The organism is Salinivibrio proteolyticus (assembly GCF_027286365.1).
Classification (GTDB): Bacteria; Pseudomonadota; Gammaproteobacteria; order Enterobacterales; family Vibrionaceae; genus Salinivibrio; species Salinivibrio proteolyticus.
Window position 1 is genome coordinate 2,659,634 of sequence record NZ_CP114584.1, and the last position, 21,903, is coordinate 2,681,536.

At 52.9% G+C, this 21,903-nt stretch carries 19 protein-coding genes; 11 read left to right on the top strand and 8 right to left on the bottom strand.

Annotated features, from left to right (window positions below):
* Positions 1-139 precede the first annotated feature (139 nt).
* Positions 140-2,710 (top strand): TRAP transporter permease, encoded by a 2,571-nt coding sequence (locus N7E60_RS12445; RefSeq protein ID WP_269597632.1) that lies wholly within the window; start codon positions 140-142, stop codon positions 2,708-2,710.
* A gap of 61 nt (positions 2,711-2,771) precedes the next feature.
* Positions 2,772-3,203, top strand: a complete 432-nt coding sequence (locus N7E60_RS12450) for a universal stress protein (protein ID WP_069589614.1) — start codon at positions 2,772-2,774, stop codon at positions 3,201-3,203.
* Between the two features lie 41 nt (positions 3,204-3,244).
* Here N7E60_RS12450 and N7E60_RS12455 read toward each other — a convergent pair whose 3' ends face one another.
* Together N7E60_RS12455 and mpl are read right to left on the bottom strand one after the other, a co-directional pair.
* The gene (locus N7E60_RS12455) at positions 3,245-3,865 is read right to left on the bottom strand and encodes a flavin prenyltransferase UbiX (RefSeq protein ID WP_069589616.1); all 621 of its coding nucleotides are present in this window, start codon (positions 3,863-3,865) and stop codon (positions 3,245-3,247) included.
* The gene (gene mpl / locus N7E60_RS12460; RefSeq protein WP_269597633.1) at positions 3,855-5,228 is read right to left on the bottom strand and encodes a UDP-N-acetylmuramate:L-alanyl-gamma-D-glutamyl-meso-diaminopimelate ligase; all 1,374 of its coding nucleotides are present in this window, start codon (positions 5,226-5,228) and stop codon (positions 3,855-3,857) included. The genes N7E60_RS12455 and mpl overlap by 11 nt, the downstream gene beginning before the upstream one ends.
* A 259-nt stretch (positions 5,229-5,487) precedes the next feature.
* On the opposite strand from mpl, the gene fbp reads away from it, so the two are divergent.
* Positions 5,488-6,510, top strand: a complete 1,023-nt coding sequence (gene fbp / locus N7E60_RS12465; protein ID WP_069589626.1) for a class 1 fructose-bisphosphatase — start codon at positions 5,488-5,490, stop codon at positions 6,508-6,510.
* Positions 6,511-6,638: 128 nt separating this feature from the next.
* Complete coding sequence (gene ppa, locus N7E60_RS12470) at positions 6,639-7,166, top strand: inorganic diphosphatase (RefSeq protein ID WP_069589628.1); 528 nt, start codon at positions 6,639-6,641, stop codon at positions 7,164-7,166.
* 51 nt (positions 7,167-7,217) lie between these two features.
* Here the strand turns inward: ppa and tamB are convergent, their stop codons facing one another.
* Together tamB and tamA are read right to left on the bottom strand one after the other, a co-directional pair.
* Positions 7,218-10,988 (bottom strand): autotransporter assembly complex protein TamB, encoded by a 3,771-nt coding sequence (tamB, locus tag N7E60_RS12475; protein WP_269597634.1) that lies wholly within the window; start codon positions 10,986-10,988, stop codon positions 7,218-7,220.
* The gene (gene tamA / locus N7E60_RS12480; RefSeq protein WP_269597636.1) at positions 10,985-12,694 is read right to left on the bottom strand and encodes an autotransporter assembly complex protein TamA; all 1,710 of its coding nucleotides are present in this window, start codon (positions 12,692-12,694) and stop codon (positions 10,985-10,987) included. Before tamA ends, tamB begins: the two co-directional genes overlap by 4 nt.
* Positions 12,695-12,877: 183 nt before the next feature.
* Between tamA and msrA the strand changes: the two genes are divergently transcribed.
* The gene (msrA, locus tag N7E60_RS12485) at positions 12,878-13,516 is read left to right on the top strand and encodes a peptide-methionine (S)-S-oxide reductase MsrA (protein WP_077662803.1); all 639 of its coding nucleotides are present in this window, start codon (positions 12,878-12,880) and stop codon (positions 13,514-13,516) included.
* Positions 13,517-13,597: 81 nt separating this feature from the next.
* Here msrA and N7E60_RS12490 read toward each other — a convergent pair whose 3' ends face one another.
* The gene (locus N7E60_RS12490) at positions 13,598-13,804 is read right to left on the bottom strand and encodes a DUF1107 domain-containing protein (RefSeq protein WP_069589637.1); all 207 of its coding nucleotides are present in this window, start codon (positions 13,802-13,804) and stop codon (positions 13,598-13,600) included.
* Positions 13,805-14,176: 372 nt separating this feature from the next.
* Here N7E60_RS12490 and N7E60_RS12495 point away from each other — a divergent pair, with 372 nt between their 5' ends.
* The gene (locus N7E60_RS12495; RefSeq protein ID WP_269597637.1) at positions 14,177-14,734 is read left to right on the top strand and encodes a YtfJ family protein; all 558 of its coding nucleotides are present in this window, start codon (positions 14,177-14,179) and stop codon (positions 14,732-14,734) included.
* A gap of 58 nt (positions 14,735-14,792) precedes the next feature.
* On the opposite strand, the gene N7E60_RS12500 is transcribed toward N7E60_RS12495, so the two are convergent.
* Positions 14,793-14,957 carry a hypothetical protein gene (locus tag N7E60_RS12500; protein ID WP_269597638.1) on the bottom strand — a complete coding sequence of 55 codons (165 nt, stop codon included), beginning with the start codon at positions 14,955-14,957 and terminating at the stop codon, positions 14,793-14,795.
* A 187-nt stretch (positions 14,958-15,144) separates the two neighbouring features.
* Here N7E60_RS12500 and N7E60_RS12505 point away from each other — a divergent pair, with 187 nt between their 5' ends.
* The 5 genes from N7E60_RS12505 to N7E60_RS12525 all read left to right on the top strand — a co-directional run bounded on the left by N7E60_RS12505 (position 15,145) and on the right by N7E60_RS12525 (position 19,499).
* On the top strand, positions 15,145-15,864 hold the full coding sequence (locus N7E60_RS12505; RefSeq protein WP_269597639.1) for a ZrgA family zinc uptake protein: 720 nt from the start codon (positions 15,145-15,147) through the stop codon (positions 15,862-15,864).
* Between the two features lie 40 nt (positions 15,865-15,904).
* Positions 15,905-16,600: an ABC transporter ATP-binding protein gene (locus tag N7E60_RS12510; RefSeq protein WP_269598589.1), complete on the top strand. Its 696-nt coding sequence runs from the start codon at positions 15,905-15,907 to the stop codon at positions 16,598-16,600.
* The gene (locus N7E60_RS12515; RefSeq protein ID WP_269597640.1) at positions 16,597-17,856 is read left to right on the top strand and encodes an ABC transporter permease; all 1,260 of its coding nucleotides are present in this window, start codon (positions 16,597-16,599) and stop codon (positions 17,854-17,856) included. Before N7E60_RS12510 ends, N7E60_RS12515 begins: the two co-directional genes overlap by 4 nt.
* A 3-nt stretch (positions 17,857-17,859) precedes the next feature.
* On the top strand, positions 17,860-18,357 hold the full coding sequence (locus N7E60_RS12520; RefSeq protein WP_269597641.1) for a DUF3299 domain-containing protein: 498 nt from the start codon (positions 17,860-17,862) through the stop codon (positions 18,355-18,357).
* Between the two features lie 239 nt (positions 18,358-18,596).
* A complete protein-coding gene (locus tag N7E60_RS12525) occupies positions 18,597-19,499 on the top strand; it encodes a TIGR03899 family protein (RefSeq protein ID WP_269597642.1) in 903 nt (300 codons plus the stop codon).
* Positions 19,500-19,504: 5 nt separating this feature from the next.
* Here the strand turns inward: N7E60_RS12525 and cysC are convergent, their stop codons facing one another.
* Together cysC and N7E60_RS12535 are read right to left on the bottom strand one after the other, a co-directional pair.
* A complete protein-coding gene (gene cysC, locus N7E60_RS12530) occupies positions 19,505-20,125 on the bottom strand; it encodes an adenylyl-sulfate kinase (protein ID WP_077660533.1) in 621 nt (206 codons plus the stop codon).
* Positions 20,126-20,159: 34 nt separating this feature from the next.
* Positions 20,160-21,902 (bottom strand): SLC13 family permease, encoded by a 1,743-nt coding sequence (locus N7E60_RS12535; protein ID WP_269597643.1) that lies wholly within the window; start codon positions 21,900-21,902, stop codon positions 20,160-20,162.
* Position 21,903: the final 1 nt, after the last annotated feature.

The following is a 21,903-nucleotide window of genomic DNA, read 5'->3' on the forward strand; positions in this document are numbered from 1 at the left end:
CCCATTATAATTAACGGTTAGGTACTCATCGTTGACACTGATGTCATTGTCTACAGGCTATGCTTTGTGACAAAGAGTACCCTTTTCTCGGGACATTGCTGCCGCTCTCGCGGTGCAAATGATAATAAGGACAAACTGCATGACGAAGACAAGTCAATCGTCTCCTGATGTGCAAGACATGGTCGCGCAAGCGGATACAGGTGCGCGCTCACCTCATGGACTGCCGGGACGCATTTTATGGCTGGTACCTCTTTTCTGGTCACTGTTTCAGCTATGGTATGCCTCACCCCTCCCCTTTATACTCGATTTTGGTGTCCTCAATAACACCGAAGCACGCGCCATCCACCTCGCTTTCGCGATGTTCTTGGCCTACACCGCTTATCCTGCATTAAAAACCTCTCCCCGCGATCGTATCCCCCTACTCGACTGGGTATTCGCCTTAGCGGGAAGCTTTGCCGCAGGGTATTTATTCTTATTTTATAACGATCTAGCTGGACGCGCCGGCGCTTATACCGACGTGGATATCACGGTCGCTGCCATTGGTATGGTGTTGATGCTTGAGGCGACCCGCCGTGCACTTGGCCCGCCATTGATGGTGGTCGCCGGTGTATTCTTGCTCTACACCTTCGCCGGTCCCTATATGCCGGATGTGATCGCACACAAAGGGGCGAGCTTAAATAAAGCCATGTCGCATCTGTGGCTCACCACCGAAGGGGTTTTCGGGGTGGCGCTGGGCGTCTCTACCTCGTTTGTATTCCTGTTTGTCCTATTCGGGGCATTACTCGATCGTGCAGGTGCTGGCGGCTACTTCATTAAAGTAGCCTTCTCACTACTCGGTCACATGCGCGGTGGCCCCGCCAAAGCCGCAGTGGTCGCGTCCGGCCTGTCCGGTTTAGTCTCGGGTTCATCAATTGCCAACGTAGTGACTACCGGGACCTTTACCATTCCCTTGATGAAACGTGTGGGTTTCCCGAGCCATAAAGCCGGCGCGGTTGAGGTAGCCGCCTCGACCAATGGCCAGCTCACCCCACCCATTATGGGAGCAGCAGCATTCTTGATGGTGGAATACGTGGGGATTTCCTACGTCGAGGTGATTAAAGCCGCACTGCTTCCTGCACTGATCTCTTACATTGCCCTAATTTACATCGTGCACTTAGAAGCGTGTAAGGCTGGGATGCAGGGCCTACCGCGCCGCCACACCAGCACCTTGCTACAAAAACTGTTCTCATTTATGACCGTGTTTGTGGGCTTACTGGTCCTCAGCGCTGCGGTCTATTACGGTATCGGTTGGACCAAAGATGTGTTCGGTGCCATGGCAACCGTTATCATTGGCCTGCTGACACTAATCGCTTATGTGCTGTTGGTGCGCTATTCCGCTCAGTACAAATCCGAAGCGGCAGAAGACCCTGCTGCCGCCGATTTGTCCGAAGTGCCGGAGCCAGGCCCAACCGTACGTTCTGGCTTGTACTATTTGTTGCCCATTGGCGTATTAGTCTGGTGTTTGACCGTCGAGCGCTTCTCACCGGGTCTGTCCGCATTTTGGGCGACAGTGTTTATGATCTTTATCATTCTCACCCAGCGCCCGCTGATTGCTTACTTCAATCAACGGACCAACTTTAAAGAAGAAATCCGCGACGGTGTGGTCGATCTGGCCGAAGCCTTTGTGACCGGTGCGCGTAACATGATTGGTATCGGTGTTGCCACCGCAGCTGCGGGGATTGTGGTGGGTACCGTCACCCTCACAGGCATCGGTCTAGTGATGACGGACTTTGTCGAGTTTATCTCCGGCGGCAACATCTTCTTGATGCTGCTGTTTACCGCGGTCATCAGCTTGCTATTGGGGATGGGCCTACCGACTACCGCCAACTATATCGTGGTCTCCACGCTGATGGCGCCCGTGATTGTTACCTTAGGCGCACAACAAGGGCTGATCATTCCCTTGATCGCGGTACACTTGTTCGTGTTCTACTTTGGTATCCTTGCCGATGACACGCCACCGGTCGGCTTGGCTGCCTTTGCCGCGGCGGCCATTGCTAAATCCGATCCGATACGTACCGGTGTGCAGGGCTTTACCTACGACATCCGTACCGCCATCCTGCCGTTTATGTTTATCTTCAACACCCAGTTGTTGTTGCTAGACCTAGAGGGCCCTATTCACCTGATCTTAACCGTGGTGTCGGCAACCATCGCAATGCTGGCTTTTTCCGCCGCAACACAAGGGTGGTGGCTCACTAAGAATAAATGGTGGGAAACCGCACTGCTTCTAGTGATCACCTTCTCGCTCTTCCGTCCTGGCTTTTGGTGGGACGAAGTATACCCACCGACCACCAGCTATCCGGGCACTGAATTAGTGCGTATCGCAGGCACCTTGCCTGAAGGCGAGCCGTTACAGCTTGAAGTGGAAGGGGAAAACTTCTTTGGAGAGCAGATAGCGAAACATGTCGTGCTCCCCATCGATCACAGCTTGGAAAGCGGCGAAGCACGCGTCAGTGACACAGGCCTCATGCTCCGTGAAGAAGATGGCAAACTTTTGGTAGATATGATTCAGTTTGGCAGTGATGCAGACAAAGCAGGTATCGATTTTGATTGGCAAATCAAAGCCGTGACTGTCGACAATGTCCGCCCATGGAAAGAATGGGTCTTCGTGCCAACTTTGTTGCTCTTGGCATTACTCGGCTGGAATCAACGCCGTCGCATTCGTCAAGCCTAGTGTTAAGGGCACGTGTTTTACCGCGTGCCCTTTTCTTTTTTAGACCGTAAAGGATATCGCTATGTATAAACACATCTTGGTTCCGGTTGACCTCAATGATGAGAGCTTTGCTGACAAGGCCGTCGATCATGCCGTCTGGCTGGCCAGCCAATCTGGCGCAAAAATACACCTACTGACTGTACTGCCGGGCATTCATAATTCGATGGTGGCCTCTTATTTCCCGGAAGACGCCGCCAACAAAATGAAACGCGATATGAAGCGAAACTTACAAGGCTTTGCGGATAAATACGTGCCAAAAACCATCGCCTGTGAGGTGTCGATCGCGGAAGGAAAGCCTTACAAGGGGATCATTAAAACCGCCGAGCGTATTGGCTGCGATCTCATCGTGATGCCAAGCCACAAACGTTCACGCGTCAATAAGATGATGCTCGGCTCCGTCGCCGCCAAAGTGCTCGAAGGGGCGACAGTGCACGTGATGGTACTCAAACCTTAGTGTATAGTGCTCAGGCATGCCTGCGCTTGCCTGAGCGCCGTTCATCGTTCGCGTTGATCATAGCCCCAACGTGGTACCAGCTGTTGCTCTGCGCCGATATGATCCAAAATACGCGCCACCATAAAGTCGACGAGATCGTCTATTGACTGGGGTTGATGATAAAAACCCGGCGCAGCTGGCATAATCGTCACCCCCATTTGCGACAGCTTGTGCATGTTCTCAAGATGCAAGGTCGAAAATGGCGTCTCACGCACCACCAACAGAAGTTGTCCGCGCTCTTTGAGCACCACATCCGCCGCCCGTTCAATCAAGTTATCGGACAAGCCATGCGCAATCGACGCCAATGAACCGGCGGAGCAAGGGCATACCACCATTTGCTTCGGTGCCGCTGACCCTGAGGCAACTGGCGAAAACCAATCCTCTTTGCCACACACCACTAGCTTATCCGTGTTGCACTGTAAATGTTCCACCAATACCTTTTTGGCCGCGTCAGGCCCGGCAGGCAATTTCAGGCCATGTTCGGTGGCTAACACCACACGTGCTGCCGATGAGATCAATAAGAAAACCTGATAATCCTGTGCAAGTAGGCATTCGAGCAAACGTAGCCCGTATGGCGCGCCAGATGCACCTGTCCATGCCAGAGTGATGCGTTTATCCGCCATGCTTTTCCCCTTTATCGCCGAGCGCGTTAAGCAGCTTGTCGTGAATACCACCAAAGCCACCATTACTCATCACCAACACGGTATCGCCTGCTTGGGCTTGCTCACATAAAGCGGTTACCAACCCATCAATATCGGCATGAATATGCGCCGGCTGCTCGCAGCTATCGACCACCGCTTCAAGCGACCAATCCAGCCCTTGGGGTTGGAACAAGAACACTTGGTCAGCACGAGCCAATGACGCCGCCAAGGTGTCTTTGTGAACCCCTTGCTTCATGGTATTGGAACGAGGCTCTAACACCGCCAGAATACGGCCATTACCGACTTTCGCACGTAACCCCTCAAGGGTCAGTCGAATCGCCGTCGGGTGATGAGCAAAGTCATCATACACAGTGACACCGGCTTGCTCGCCGCGCCACTCTAGGCGTCGCTTGGTATTGATAAAGGTCTCGAGCGACTGGCAGGCTAAGTCAGGCGTCACGCCCACATGACGCGCTGCCGCAATGGCCATTAACGCATTACGCACATTATGATCGCCAACCAAGTCCCAGTTCACGTCCCCAACATGCTCGCTGGCAAAATACACCGAAAAATGACTGCCGGCTGGATCTTTTTTCACCGTCTGCCATTGTCCATCTGGTCCTGCATAGACGCATTCACTCCAGCACCCCATGGCAAGCGTCTCTGCGACATTGGCATCGTCCGAGGGCGCAATGATTTGCCCAATCCCCGGCACAGTTCGCACCACATGGTGGAATTGCTTTTGAATCGCGGCCAAATCATCAAATATGTCGGCATGGTCGAACTCAAGGTTGTTGATCACCAAGGTTTTCGGTTGGTAATGAACAAACTTGGAGCGTTTATCAAAAAACGCGCTGTCATATTCATCGGCTTCTACCACAAAAAATGGGCTATCGCCCAATCGTGCCGAGCCATTAAAATTCCCTGCAACACCGCCAATCAAGAAACCGGGCGCGTAGCCACAATCTTCTAAGATCCATGCCAACATGCTAGCGGTAGTGGTTTTACCATGTGTGCCAGAAACCGCCAGCACCCAGCGGTCTCGTAATAAGAAATCATGCAACCATTGCGGGCCTGACGTATACGGTAAGCCTTGGTTTAGTACCGCCTCAACACAGGGATTGCCACGACTCATTGCATTACCAATCACCACAAGGTCCGGAGCGGGAGCAAGCTGAGCCGGATCATAACCTTCGATAATCTCAATACCCTGAGATTCGAGCAACGTGCTCATCGGGGGGTAAACATGGCTATCAGAGCCGGTCACCCTGTGCCCCAATTGTTTTGCGAGCATCGCGGCGCCACCCATAAAGGTGCCGCAGATGCCGAGAATATGAATATGCATAGCGTTCACTGTGTTGTATTGGTTACTCAGCCATCCGGCATAAGGCTGTCATTATGCCTTGGATTGGCGCTTGGGTCTTATCGCTTGCGTACATCTGACATGGTTTTTATGTGGCGATCACACTTCCCTTGCTCTATGTATTTCTTCAGTACGATTAAAAAGTCGCTGGCGCTAGAATATCCGTGATTTTAAGAGGCAGCTGACTGCCCATGTATCCGATTGCATCAGAAAGAAAGTTCATCATCATTAAGGATTGAGAATGCCCGACATTAAGACACTCGGCGAGTATATTGTTGAGAAACAGCACGCCTTCCCGCACGCCAGCGGTGATTTATCTTCTCTTCTCGCCTCCATCCGTCTGGCCGCCAAAATTGTTAACCGTGAAGTCAACAAAGCCGGTCTGGTCGATATTGCCGGCGCGATTGGCACAGAAAACGCACAAGGCGAAGAGCAGCAAAAGCTCGATGTCTACGCCAACGAAAAGTTTAAAGCCGCCATGGAAGCCCGCGACCACGTTTGTGGTGTCGCCAGTGAAGAAGAAGACGAAGCGGTTATTTTCAACAAGCAACTCAACCGCAATGCCAAGTATGTGGTCCTCATCGATCCACTGGATGGCTCCTCTAACATTGATGTGAATGTGTCTGTTGGCACCATTTTCTCTATCTACCACCGCGTATCGCCGGTGGGTACTCCCCCCACCGAGGAAGACTTCTTACAGCCCGGCCACCGCCAAGTGGCTGCCGGTTACGTCATTTACGGCTCATCAACCATGTTGGTTTACACCACAGGCGATGGCGTGCACGGTTTTACCTATGACCCGTCGCTTGGGCTATTCTGCTTGTCGCATGAAAACATGACCATTCCTCAAGACGGTAACATCTACTCGATTAACGAAGGGAACTACATCAAATTCCCACAAGGCGTCAAAAAATATATCAAGTACTGTCAAGAAAACGTCCCTAATGAGAAGCGTCCCTACACCTCACGCTATATTGGCTCTTTGGTCGCGGACTTTCACCGCAACCTGCTAAAAGGCGGTATTTACTTATACCCCAGCACACTTGCATATCCCAACGGCAAGCTACGCTTGCTTTACGAGTGCAACCCCATGGCGTTTATTATTGAGCAAGCTGGTGGTAAAGCGACCGATGGTACCCAGCGCATCATGGATATCGATCCGAAAGAATTGCACCAACGCGTGCCTTTCTTTGTCGGCTCAAGCAATATGGTGGACAAAGTCGGTGAATTCCTCGAACGCTACCCTGATCACGACGATAACTAAGTGCGATAAGACGGTGAGATTTCACCGCAAATCATGATTAAGAGGCGACCACGGCGGTCGCCTCTGTTATTTTCACGCTCGGTGGTTATAATTGGCACACACTTTTTTGATAAACAAAAGGACATCCCATGAGCCTGAACCAGGTCCCAGCGGGCAAAGATCTGCCTGAAGATATTTATGTGGTGATTGAAATTCCTGCCAACGCCGATCCAATTAAGTACGAAGTCGACAAAGACAGCGGCGCCGTATTCGTTGATCGCTTCATGGCAACGCCTATGTTCTATCCATGTAACTATGGCTATGTAAACCACACTTTGTCTTTGGACGGCGACCCAGTTGACGTGCTGGTTCCAACCCCATTCCCATTGGTACCCGGCTCAGTGATCCGCTGTCGCCCTGTTGGTGTGCTCAAAATGACCGACGAGTCTGGTGAAGATGCCAAAGTGATCGCGGTACCGCACAGCAAGCTGACCAAAGAGTACGATCACGTGAAAGACGTGAACGACCTGCCGGAGCTGCTAAAAGCACAAATCACGCACTTCTTCGAGCGCTACAAAGAGCTAGAAGCCGGCAAATGGGTGAAGGTAGACGGTTGGGAAGATGCCCAAGCGGCAAAAGACGAAATCCTGTCTTCATTTGAGCGCGCGCAAAAATAATCGTACCATCGCCATGAAGCTAAAAGCCCGCGTCAACACGCGGGCTTTTTTCTATTTAATCTCAAACTGATAGAGCAGATCCACCGCCTGATCGACACCGGACACCGCTTCAAGGTAGAGATATTTCATCAATCGATAGCGTACCGTGAACACCCCTATCGCATCAAAGATCCCCACCCCATACTTCACTTCCAAGTCAGGCAGAATATATCCCGAGACCTCGACTTTTTGTTCATCGCCGGCACCAGAGGTATCGAGAGTGAGATCCTCGACCCCAAACGCCTGACCAATCTCGCCCACCAGTTTGCCACTTTGCGCCAAGCCCAAACCAATCAGCATCGAGGTCATATTGGCATCACCGGCGCCAGCGTCAAGCGCGCGGCCGCGTAACAAGTATGACAAGGCATTGGCCTGTGAACCGGCCGGATCCATAAATACAGTCGCCACCGGCTCATCGGCAGGCCCTGTGAGCCGGATCCCCGCGACCACATCGCCCTCAGTGCGCTCGGGATTACGAATCGCTTCGACTTGCAAATACGGCTGATCCGCGGGGCCATTAAATAGGATCTCCCCTTTACGGATAATCAAATCTTGTCCAAATGAGCGATAGGTCCCTTCCAGCAAGCTCACGTTGCCGACAATCAAGGCGCCTTTGCGGTTGTTCTTAATGTTAAGTTCACCTGCCAAACGCGACTTCAAGCCAAACGCTGCCAGCCGTACTTCATCGCCAAGCACTAAGCGCACATCCGTGACCAAATTAAAGGGAACCGCGTCTTTTTGTTCCGCGTCTTCAGGCTCATAATTTTGATTGAGGATCACCGTATCATCCGACACAGTAACGGCTGATTCCGGCAAATGTTCCACTTCAATCCGTCCCCATGGCACCTCAATATCGCCGCGAATCGCCACTTGTTCCGGGGTTGCTGAAACCGTTAAGTCAGGCGCGACATCAAGACGGACCATCGGAGGCACATTCACCCGCAATGCATCGCCCGCGACATTCAGATTAAACAACCAATCTCTCACGGTCGGCCATCGACCCTCGCCTTTGAGGCGCAAGATGCCATCGGGAGTAATCAGCTGGCCGGTTAACTGTCCTTGCTGACCATCCAAGTTGACCGTCACCTGTCCGTCATTAACATCAACCGGCGATGATAGCCCTTTCACACGTAATGCGCTGATATCAAGCTCGCCAAAGACTTGTGGCAATGTAATCGGGCCTTTAACGCGTAAGTTAGCATTCACTTCGCCATTAACATCGGCTTGTTTGTCGCCGCCGAGTAAGGGTTCCAGTTTGGCAAGTTGCACCGCATTCACGTGCACATTCCCATCAATCGTACGTGTCGACGCTAACAGATCATTCAAGGTAAAGGCTGATGCCAGTGTGCCGCCCTCAGACAAGGTGAGTGCCAGTGCGCCTTGCAGTGCATCTTGATGCCAACGCGCATTGAGGTTGGCATGCTGCCAGCCAATCACCAGTGGCGTGTCGGCCTGCTGGCGTAGATTGCCATCCGCGATATCAATCGAGGCTTGCACATCCGGCGAGGCGTCAGGCTGCCAGCGTGCATGCACCGCGGCATTGGCACGTGTATTAAGTTGCCATTCCGGCGGTAAGAAGGCAGCGATTTGCGACGCTTCAAAGCCTTCAATCTTGGCGGCCACGTCCCCTTGCGCGCCGATTGTCGCCGGTTGCGATAAGCACAAAGACGTCGCTTGCCACTGCCAACAATGCTCGCCAATCTCGGTTTGCATATCGGCGAAGCTGAGCGCAATGGGTGCCGCACTTTGCTGCACAATATCGCCAAGATCGTCCACGTTCACCGATGTATCAAGTAATCGCCCTTTCCAGCCTGTCTCTCGCGCTAACGCGCCTTCAATACGTAACGCGCCAGACGCCGGTGCCCCTTGCCAGCGCAAATCTAGCTGATGGGCCGCTTCATCACCGCGCACAGTTAAATCGAGGTTATCCAAGCGCGCGGTTTGATAGCGTCCGCCCAATACCGACACCGTCAAATCACCACCCAAGCGATCTTTTACGGTCAGATCACCGTCTACCGTTAGCTGATTAATGCGCACATCTTGCCAACGCAATTGCTTAGCATGAATCGCCAGCTTTGCGGTTGGCTGCGCAAACGGCCCGCTAAGTTTCGCATCGCCGCGGATCACACCAGTAAGCATCGGCAAGGATTGCGATAAATCGGCAATATCGACCGACAGTCCCATTTGCCACTCATCACGCACTTGTCCTTGCGCCGTCACTTGGTTGGGGCCGTGTGACAGCGTCAATCCCGGTGTCGACACGCTCGGCTGACCATCGCCATCACGATCATGCGCGTTAAGCGCGCCCGCGACCGCTAGCGGCAGTTTTTGCAACTCCCCATGCACCACCAACGTAGGCACAGATACCTCCCACCCGCCTTGGGCCGTTAAGCGGCCACGATGGCTGATTGCGCCGGTTAGATCTCCTGTGATCTCCGGCCATTGCTGCTGAGGTTGGATGTTGGCAAAGCCTAATTCAGCTTGCCAAAAAGGTACGCTGGACCAATCCACGCTGGCACGACCGGCCACCTTACCTCCAAGCGTATTAGCTTCAAGCTGCGAGAGAGTCAGCGCCGTCAGGCTGCCTTTTCCGGCAAGATCTAGCTGGGTGGTTGGCACATCAGGGCCATCAACGTCAGTGTGTAAGCCAAGCTGATAGTCAGATAGATCGCCATCGGCGTGAAAGTGTAGCTCGCGCAATGCCGCGATCGTGCCCCCCGTCAGCGGCCACGCCAAGGCTTTGCTCTCCAATTGCACCGCAAAAGGTAAGTTTGCCGTCAGCAGGTTTGCCTCTCCTTCTAGTGTCGCCGTCACCGGACCGCGTGCATTCGCGCTTAGCTTAAGCGCGGTTAGGCTTCCTGAGGCTGACAGCGATAAAGCTTGGTCTTGAAGGGGAGCAAGGTTATTGGTCAACTGGGCTTGCAAGGTAAGTGGGTACTCACCTTTAAGTGTAATATCACCTGCAAGGCTCGCCGTGCCTTGGGGGGCGGTCACCGAGAAACTATCAATAGTCACCGCACTGCCTCGAACGCTACCCGCCAAAGATAACGCTGAGAGGGTTTGTACTGTGCCCGCTTCAATCCGCGTATCTTGCAGGCGAAGCTGCTCTACCTCGATAGCCAGCGGCAACGCCACCGTGGGTAATTCCAGCCCCGGATAATGCCATGACGGGCTTGCCACCGCGCCATCCGGTTTACCGACCGCTTGGTCGGTGTTTTCTTGAGACTCGGTGTCGCTCGGCAGGCTCACCACCAGCTGCTGCCAATCGGTCGGCGATAGGGTTAAGGTGTCGCCAACAAAATGCACGCCCCCTTGCAGTTGATGCCAACTCACTGACTGCTCGGCAACCTGAATCGCCACATCCTTAAAGGCAAAGGCGTTGATATGAATAGGCAACGGCGCTTGGATTGCCGGCGTGGATACGTCTTGCGAGGATGCATCCTCCTCACTCGCCGGCAAATCAATATCAAGCGTGACCCCCTCGGCGGCCAATTGATCAATACAAAGCGCAGGCGTCAGTAAGCACTTACCTTGGATAACAAGCTTTAGCTGATTGGCATTCAGTTGCAGCTGCGCATCATCATAGCGCACCCCTTGCAGCACAAAGCCGGTGAGTAGACTGCCGTCGGCCTCATCGACTGATAGCGCAGGTAGCGCTTTCTGCGCGCCCCACAGCCCAAGCTGCAAGCCCACAGGTGTAAAAAGTGCGGCCGCTACCAACCCCACCAAAGAAAAAATACTGATTAACGCAATAAACGTTAGCCTGACTAACCAACGACTCATAACTCAGGCCCTAGCGTAAGGTGTATACGAAAATCATCATCGTCATTATCAAAGCCACGCGCAATATCAAGACGAATCGGGCCTACCGGCGATGACCAGCGAATACCGGTACCAGCCGCACGCTTCCACGATAAATTGTGGGTCCACGCGTCACCACCATCAGCAAATAATGCCCACCACCAGTTGCCTCCCAGACGATACTGATATTCCAACGTACCGGTTAACATGTAGCGAGCGCCACTGAGCTGACCGCTGTCATCGACAGGCGAAACGGTCTCGTAGCCATAACCGCGAATACTGTTATCGCCCCCGGCGAAAAAGCGTAACGATGGCGGCGCTTCACTAAACTCTTCAGAAATCAGAGCACCACCATCAACACGTAATAAGCCGCGATGGTTTTTATTGAGACTACGAATCCACGCACTCCGCCCTTGCAAGCGCACCAAACTGATATCGGACAGCCAAATCGGATCGGCCGCTTCCAATCTAATGGATTGTTTGTCTCCCCAATGCGGCATTAATCCACCGCGAGCGCGGGTGCGGGTGCGGGTAAAATTGATCCCAGGCAGCACCACGCTGACGCTATCTTCATCTTGCCCTTGGGTGTAGTCCTCATACAGCCAGCGTAACGAGACACTGCGTTGCCAGCCGGTATCATACAGCCAATGTCTGGAAATCGAGGTCGATACCTCGAGGCTGGAGGTATCGCGTTGTTCGGTATTTTGTAACCCTAACTGCACTTGATAATACTCGCGGGAAACATCCTCCAAGGGAACCTTGTAGGTCGAGGTCAACGTCTGCTCGGGCTCAGAAATCGCCAGTGATGTCGTGATACTGTGGCCGCGTGAGTTATACCAAGGCTTGCGCCAATTAAACTTGAGCCGCGGGCCGATATCGGTGGAATACCCGATCCCAGTTTCAAACTTGTTGCGTGCTTCGGGGGTCAGCGTCACCTTGATCGGTACTTCAGTGTCCTCAGCTTCTTCCATATCCGCTTGGACTAGCGCACTGGAAAACCACCCGGTGTTGGCAAGGGCTTGGTTAAACTCACCCAATGCCGAGACCTGATAGGGATCGCCCGGTGAAAAACCACGTAAGGTATCAAGACGCTGCAACTGAATTTGTGAGCCTTGGTAACGAATCGCGCCAAAGTGGTAACGCTTGCCACTGGCAAAGTGCAAACGAATAAACGCTTGTTGGCGGGTAGGAGAGACTTCGAGACGTGTTTGCGTAAAACGACCATCAAAGTATCCCTTTTTCACCGCCAAGCTTTGGATTTGGCTTTTCAGGGAGTCATAGTCTCCGTGGTTAAGAATCTCGCCCGGTTGCGGCCCGTCAGCCTTGAGAGCATGAAAATCGTCATCCATGCCCGCCTCACCGCTAAACACCACATCCACTTGTGCCAAGCGAACAGGTTTGCCCGGATCAACCTTGACCTCCAGCGTAGCGTCTCCGTCCATTCGCGTAGTGATCTTAGGCTGATAAAACCCCACCGCTTGCAGCGCTTTACGCACATCCTGCTCAACGCGGGCAATAAAGCGGTAGGAACCGTCCCGTTCTTCTGGAGCAATCGCGGCTAAATAGGTCTCGACGTTGTCTTGTGCAATACCATCGAGCCCTTCAATATCAATGTCGACTTCCGCATGGGCGATGCTAGATATCACGCTGATAGCGATCGCGAATAGGGGGAATAGCCGTATATTCATGCAGTGAGATCCAATACCCGGGTGTCGCCCGGCTAAATTGATGATATCTTGCCATATTACGTGTTGAGCGGGGCAGGATGCCAGCATCATGTTGATGACAAGATGCGGAATCCATGCCTGTATGCCAACCCACTGACGCGCACAGCAGTCCGCTTTGCGCTTTTACACCACAGCAGTCAAAGGATGCCTATGTCGATGCAATCTTCCTTTACCCAACCAGAGAATGCGATAGCCGATCGCACCGACCCGATTGTTCCAGCCGAACCGCACGCGGTATTTAATCAGCCTATCACGGCCACCCCCGCGGCCGGTCAAAAACAGGTTATTTTTGGCATGGGCTGTTTTTGGGGTGCCGAACGCAAATGGTGGCAACAGCCGGGTGTCGTGATGACCTCGGTCGGATACAGTGGCGGCGTCACCCAACATCCGCGTTATCAAGACGTATGCACGGGACAAACCGGCCATGCCGAAGTGGTCAATGTGATTTTCGACCCGTCCGTGGTGAGTTTAGACACCCTACTGGCGGTGTTCTGGGAAAACCACGATCCGACCCAAGGCATGCGTCAAGGCAATGACATTGGCCCGCAATATCGTTCGGCGATTTACTATTGTGATCCGGCGGACCAAGCCAGCGTCGAGGCAAGTCTGGCGACCTACCAAGCGGCATTGAGAGAGGCCGGCAAGTCAGATGCGGTCACCACTGAGATCGCACCGGCTGGCGCGTACTACTTTGCTGAAACTGACCACCAGCAGTACCTACACAAAAACCCGCAAGGCTACTGCGGCTTGGGTGGCACAGGTGTGTGTTTTCCACCACAATAAGCCTTTGGCAATTAACCACCGCTAAATGGCGAGGCATAAAAAAACACGTCCGTTTGGACGTGTTTTTCAGTGTGGCGATGTTTATGCGGTAATGGCCATGGCTTTAATTTCTTTATTCACCTCAGTCATCACCGACAGTGCACGTCTATCACTATGCCCGGGCGGTAGTAAACGTCCACCATCAAACTCAAACGCGCCTACACCTTCAATATAGAGTCGGCCCTTAAAAAATCGTTTCACATACCGCGCAATCTGGGTTGGCCGATATTGACGAAAGATTCTAAGCATAAGGATCCCTTTCTTGTTCTCAAAGTCTGTCTAATCAGACCGAAACGGCAATTCATTTCTTTCACAGCCACGATGGCCGTATGATATTGCCACCTTGGAGCGCCGAATATTATCTGGCAATCTCCGCGTATAAAGCTAAGCAAGCAAAGTGCCACCTCAATAAGATGGCAATCACAGCATTAGAGCCTGCTTGCGAACAGAAGTTCCCGATTTAGATAAATACGTTTTGCAGCGCAAGTTCGATCGACGCAGAAAAGTCCGATCTTGCGCACGGATTAACCTTTGCCACTTGGCACAACTCACCGTCTGGCGTAACCATAGATAACTTGGCACCTGATGCCAAATAATGACCACAGACATGGATGATAAAGAATGAAAAAGACCACCCTACTTGCTCTCACCTTTGCGCTATTCACAGGCACCACTTGGGCGCATACGATCCAAAATGGTGCACCTTTACCTTCAGCCAAAGTCGCCGAGCACGGCGAGCTGACCTTGAATGGCGACGATATTGTTTATCAAGCTTGGCAAACCGAACAATTGCCGGGCAAAGTACGCGTGATCCAAGCCATCGCCGGACGCAGCAGCGCCAAAGAAATGAATGCCCCCTTGATGGAAGCCATCACCGCCGCAGACTTTGACGACTCTCGCTACCAAACCACCACCATCATTAATCAAGATGATGCGATTTGGGGCACCGGCGGTTTTGTCAAATCGTCGGCGGAAGACAGTAAGCGGGATTTTAGTTGGTCCTCAATTGTGCTCGACGAAAACGGCAGTGTCGCAAAGGCGTGGCGCTTAAAAGAAGAAAGCTCGCTGATCGCGGTACTCGACGACCAAGGCACGGTGCGTTTTGTCAAAGAAGGCAAATTAAGTGCCGACGAAGTGAACCAAGTGATTAGCTTAGTGACTCAACTGGTCAATCAATAGTGCCATGCGCGGGCAAGGCCCGCGTTTTTTCAACACTTGGCGTCGATGGTTATAATTGTTATGTTATTACATTACTTTTGAAGGTGTGGATGCCTGCATGACTCGGCCATTGATCGTCCATTTGCTGTTGATTGTCATACTCAGCCAATCTGGGCTGTGGGCGCGTCATCACCTCGATACCTTCACGCCCACACATCACAGCGAACATTGCAGCCTCTGTCATTTGGCGCCTCCCGCACTGATCGCGTATGCGGTCTCAGCGCCCGCCCCCACTTATGTCGTCAACGAGATTATTGCACTCTCAAAGCCAGCTCAGGCTTACCACATCGCCATTGCCTTTTCGGCACGCGACCCACCTAGTTGAATAAATACCGCAATGATTTAACCCATTTATTCACTAGGAGAACCCAATGAAAACGCGTTTTTTACCCAATGTTATCGCCATGGCTATCGCAACCGCGTCCACAGCCACATTTGCTGACGAAGCCAACTATCAGTCGTTCGATGCCCATGTGCACGGTGAAGTCACCGCAAGTCTTGCCCAAGACGGTGAGCGCGTGCTGATTGAACTGACCGCGCCCGGCCATGATGTGGTTGGGTTTGAGCACCACCCTAAAAACGCCAAGGATCAGCAAACGCTCGAAGATGCTTATGCACTACTGCGTGATGGCGGGAAACGCTTCCAGCTTGCTGAAGCGGCGAATTGCCAGCTGGTCGACGTCAAGATCACGAGCAGCTTTGAAGACCATGACCACAAGCATGAGCACAATAGCATTCACGGTGAAGATGGCGAAGATGGCCACGCCCATCGTGACGGTCGCGATGGCCGAGACGGCAAAGATGCTCCTCATGAGGATCATGGTGACCACCATGATCACAGCCACCATGCGCATGAGGACCATCATGATCACGACAAGCATGATGATCACCATGGGCATGATCACGGTAACCACAACACCTTATCGGCAAACTACCAATTCGTTTGCCAAAACCCACAAGCTTTCACCGAATTGCAAACTGATTGGTTTAGCCTATTCCCCAACACAGAAACCGTCAAAATTCAGGCCTTTACTGATGACAAGGTCTGGGTCGAAACCTTGAATCGTGCCAAGTCGCACATCCAGTGGTAGTGAACAAGGAGGCGGGGCGCATCCAGCGCCCCTGTCAGGCATGATAACCATCGAACAACTACGTTTTACTTGGCCAGCTCAGCCGCAACCGATCTTAGATATCGATAGCTTTGCGGTCGGTGAGGGCGAGCATGTATTTTTAAAAGGCCCCAGTGGCAGCGGGAAATCCACGCTACTGAGCCTGATTGCAGGCATTCATACCCCACAATCGGGAACGCTAACGGTCAATCATCAAGCGCTTACCGCACTGAATGATCGCCAACGGGATAAATTCCGTGCCAACCATATTGGTTATATTTTTCAGCAATTTAATCTGCTGCCTTATTTGTCGGTGATCGATAATGTCACCGTTCCGCTGCGCTTTTCTCACACGCGGCGTCAGGCACTCAGCCAGCCTGCACACCAAGAGGCCGCCTATTTACTCGATAAGCTTGGTCTTCCCGCACACTGTTACCATCAGCCAGTGACTGCGCTGAGTATCGGCCAGCAACAGCGAGTCGCCGCGGCACGGGCATTAATTGGGGCACCGGCGTTAATTATCGCTGACGAGCCGACCTCTGCACTCGATGCGGACACTCGCAATACCTTTATTCAGTTGCTTCAAGACCGCTGCCGGGAAGCCAACAGCAGCTTATTGTTTGTCAGCCATGACAGCCAATTGGCGCCCTTATTTGACCGCGATGTCTCGCTTCCCGCGCTTAATCGCGCCATACAGCGCGAGGAGGCCAACCAATGATTTCACTGTTAGGATTAGCAGGGCAAAGCCTCAAGAATCGCCGCGCCACCGCACTGCTTTCTTTGCTGACCGTCACCATTGCCGTGGTGCTCTTGCTCGGGGTGGAAAAAGTGCGCACCCAAGCCAAAGCCAGCTTTGCCAATACCATCTCCAACACCGATTTAATTGTCGGCGCCCGCTCCGGCCCCATCAATTTACTGCTCTATTCCGTGTTTCGAATCGGTAACGCCACCAACAATATCGGTTGGGACAGTTACCAGCGCCTTGGTGAGCATCCGGATGTGAGTTGGACCATCCCTATTTCACTGGGGGACTCTCACCGAGGTTTTCGCGTGGTTGGTACCACCAATGATTACTTTGACCATTACCAGTATGGTCAAAAGCAGCCACTGGCCTTTCGCCAGGGCGGCCCATTTTCCGGCTTATTTGATACCGTGATTGGCGCCCAAGTGGCGAAAGAGCTGGGATACAAGATGGGCGATAGTCTGGTCATTGCCCATGGACTGGCCGACAAAGGCTTTAATCAGCATGACAACCTGCCCTTTACGGTCACTGGGATCTTGGCACCCACAGGCACTCCCGTCGACCGTAGCGTGCATGTGTCGCTCGAGGCCATCGAAGCGATTCATGTCGGCTGGGAAAGTGGCGCACGACTCGGCCAAGGCCTGACCCAAGCGCAAGCGCAACAGCGCGAGTTGCAACCGGAGCAACTCACCGCCGTGATGGTGGGCTTGAAAAGCAAAATCAAAACCTTCGCTGTCCAACGTTGGGTCAACACCTATCCACGCGAACCGTTAACCGCCATCATGCCTGGCATTGCCTTGCACGAGCTATGGGACATGATGCGAGTTGGCGAACAAGCCCTGCTGGTGATCTCTGGCTTTGTGGCCGTCGCGGGGCTGTTGGGTATGCTCTCAAGCCTGCTCACTAGCTTGAATGAACGTCGACGAGAAATGGCAATCTTACGTGCGATGGGCGCGCGCCCTTTGCATATTATTTTGCTTCTGGTCAGTGAGGCGGTCGCGATCACCCTTGCGGGAATCGTCGTTGGCGTGCTCCTACTTTATGGTGGACTCGCGCTGGCGCAGCCCTATATTCTCAGTGAATTTGGCTTGTTCTTGCCACTCGACTGGCCGTCTTCTTACGAGCTATCACTGATGGCCGGTGTATTGGTCGCTGGCTTTATCGTGGGATTAATTCCGGCTTGGCGCGCCTACCAACAGGCGCTCGCCGATGGCATGACAATTAAGGTATAACAGATGAAAAAACGAATAATGCTCGGGCTTATTGCCTTACTGAGCGGTGTGTTGAGCTCGCCTTCGTGGGCGAGCAATGAACCACTCAAACTGGATTGGATTGATTTGGTTCCTGAGCACGAACGTGCTCAATTCGATAGTCGGGGTATGCCAGAAATCAATCACGACGGTGAAAACCCGCAAAGCTTAGTTGGCTCGGTTCGCCCAGAGCTCAACAACAGCCAAGTCAAAATTCCCGGCTTTGTGATCCCACTGGAAGGCGACGATAAAGTGGTCACGGAATTCCTGCTGGTGCCCTTTCTTGGCGCCTGTATTCATGTTCCACCCCCACCCCCGAATCAGATAATTTATGTAAAGTTTGCTGGCGGTGCGCCGATTCAACAGTTATGGGATGTGGTTTATGTCGAAGGCACGCTGAAAACCGAACATGTCAGCCATGACTTGGCAGAAGTGGATTATGTGCTACAAGGCACACAATTAACTGACTACGACGACGAATAAATCCCTATCAATCAGTGAGCCCGATCGGCGCACACGATATTGTCAGGCAATATAATGAGACAAGATCGCCAGTGCGCCTATGTACACGGCAATCAACAGCAGATTGATGGGGTTGAGTTTTTGCTTACGCACACGCATCCCTACACTTGATTGTTAACGCTCATAATGTTAACAAATTTAATCTTTAATTAACATATTTGCCAGCATTAAATTTTGCTGACAATCAGTGTGAGACGCGCATGGCAGAGCAAGACAAACCCGTAGTCATCGATGCCCATCCCGATAAACGGCAACATCAGGAACAGAATTGTAAAGAAGACGCCGATCTTCGCGGTAGTAAAGGGCGGCTAAAAGCGATTGCCAGTGAGTATCACGTCGATGCGCGCCTGCAAGAGGTCGAACAAGAAGATCTCGCTCATCGCAGTGCCAACCGACAACGCCATGTGATGCAAAAGCAGCAAGCGAATCTCGAAGCCATCATCGCGCTCACCTACGACCAATGTCACAGCGAAACCGCCCACACTCCCGACCCTGATTGGCTGGTTCGCTTTTTCGATTTAGCCCGTAATATTCACGGCCACGCGATGCAGCAATTGTGGGCGAAAATCCTCAAACAAGAAATGCTCCGCCCCGGCAGCACCTCGATTAAAGCCCTGACCATTCTCGAAACCATGACGCAACGTGAAGCACAAGCACTGCAACGCGCTTGTGCCTTATCCAGCACGTTTGGGCAAGACAGCACCAAAAAGCTAGTCACCGGTTTTCGCCGCCGCCAAGGTTTGGTGCAACTGCTACGCCCAGAGCCGCCCCATAAGCTTTCGCTGGGTCACTATCAACTGTCTTATACCGACTTAATGCTATTGATGGACTTGGGGCTGATCCTGCGCACTGAGCTCGAATCCGGCGTGATTGAAATGCAACCAGCGATGCCGTTTAAACTGCAAGACACCCAATACATGCTTACCCCGCTCCACAAAGGGATGCGTCTTTATTACTACCGCTTTAGTCCCACCGGCCATGAGCTAGCAAAACTGGTCGGTAAACGCGTGCATCCCGATTACCACCACGCCATTTGTGAATTACTCGCCGAAGGCTTTGAGATGCACAGCGATATTGGCGATACCGTCAACACCCATGCGTGATACCTTTAGGTGCGCAGCACCCCCCGATCGCGCAACACATCAAGGCAGACCGCCACATGCTCAGCAACACGCTGATCGCCAGTTAAATGAATCGCCGGTGCGTGCGGCGGTTCATAATCTGACGATATGCCGGTAAACGCAGGGATCTCGCCAGCGCGCGCTTTTTTGTACAGCCCTTTTGGATCGCGCTGCTCGCACACCGCCAGCGGCGTATCGACAAAGACTTCGATAAACTGCCCCTCTGGCAAACGCTCGCGCACCATCTCTCGCTCCGCGCGAAACGGTGAGATAAAAGCACTGAGGACAATCAGACCAGCATCGGTCATCAACTTGGCCACTTCACCAATCCGGCGAATATTCTCGGCTCTGTCCTGATCGGAAAAACCCAGATCGCGACACAATCCATGGCGAATATTATCGCCATCCAGCAAATAGGTATGGTGCCCTTCGGCTACCAAGGCGGCCTCCAACGCACCAGCAATGGTCGATTTGCCCGAGCCAGACAAGCCGGTAAACCAAAGCACCACAGGTTGCTGCTGTTTTTGTTCACTGCGCTGGGCTTGGTCAACATGATGCTGATGCCAGATCACATTGGGATCAGTTGACGCAGATACAGTGTCAGTCATGAAAGTCTCCGCTATTTCGTTGGCCACGCCATAATTAAGGGGCGACCGCCGTTAAAGGAAAAACAATCGGTAACAGGGTGAGCACTACTGCGGAATACACCACAGATAATGGCAGTCCCAGACGCAAATAATCACGTAGCTGGTAATTTCCCACGCTGTATACCAATAAATTGGTTTGATACCCGTAAGGGGAAATAAAACTGGCACTGGCGCCAAACAGCACCGCCATCACAAAAGGCATAGGATCAACCCCATACCCTAGCGCCAGGCTATAGCCAAGCGGGAAAGCCAGCGCCGCCGCGGCATTGTTGGTGATAAGCTCGGTCAGTAACAAGGTCAGTAAGTATACAGCCACCAGCGCTCCTATCGCGCCCCCTGCGGTAAAGGTCGCCATAAACCAATCACTAAAGCGCGCCGACAACCCTGACGCCAACATAAGCTGTGCCAATGTCAGCGCCGCGCCGACAATCACCACCACTTCAACCGGAAATCGGCGTTGTAAATCGTGCAAGGAGATAATGCCGGTGACCAGCAACACCACCAAATAAGCGGCTAAGCCATTGAGAATTGGCATAGGGGTGAGCAAGGCCGCGCCAATCACCGCGACAAATCCCGCCAGTACCGCAACGCTTTTACGCTCGGAAAGACGGGTACTGGCTTCCAAACCATTAAAGAGCACGAATTCACGCCGTAACGCTTGGCTGTCTTGGCGAAAGGTTTTGCCCGGCACCAACACCAACGTATCGCCGGCATGCAAAGGAATATTACCCAGCCCACCGTCGAGTTTTTCATGGCCGCGGCGAATGGCGACCACCACGGCATCAAAGGTCTCGCGAAATCGGGCAGCTTTGAGGGTTTTGCCACAAATGCTGGCGCTGTGGCTCACCACCACCTCAATCAAGTTTTGTCCATCAATGTGATGCTGGCCGAACAAGGTCAAGCCTGGGATCTCTTGCAAGGTCGCGACACTTTCCACATCGCCGGCAAACTGCAACTTGTCACCGGCCAATAACGGCGTATCCGGACACACAGGCGCAATAATGCCGTCTTGACGATGAATTTCGGCCAAGTACAAGCGGCGTAGTGCCCGCAAGCCATTGTCTGCGACACTGCGACCGCATAAGGGGGAGTCGGCGGCCAACCGTGCTTCGAGCACATACGGCAAGCTCTCTTCTTGTTCACCATCATGGCGTGGCAACCGATAGCTAAACGGAATTAATACCAATAGCCCTGCCACCAATGCAGCAGCACCAATGACCGTTGGGGTGAAAAAGCCCAAACTGGGTAAACCCGCCCGCTCAACAAAGCTGTTCACAATGAGATTGGTGGACGTGCCAATCAGGGTTAGGGTGCCGCCGAGAATGGCGCTATATGACAATGGGATCAAAAGCTGTGAAGGTGAGTGACGTCGGTTGCGCTTGATCGCGCCAATCATGGACACCACTACCGCTGTGTTATTGACCAGCGCCGATAGCAGCGCACTTGAGATACCTAATTTCGCAATCACGGTGGGGAGTGCGCCGTGCGACGCCTGCTGCGCAACCCAGCTGGTCAAATGGGTTTTCTCCAACGCACAAGAAACCAAAATCAGCAATACCAAGGTCAGCAGTGATGGCGCGGTAAAGTTCGCCGTCAGCGCTTCAACCGAGGTGAGTCCAGTTTGGAAAGCCACAAACGCAGCCCCCGCAAACAAGAGCACAGGCTTTATTCGAGTGAGCACCAAGCCGGCGACAATCGCCACCAGCAAGGTGAGTACCGTGGTTTCTTGCCAGCTCATC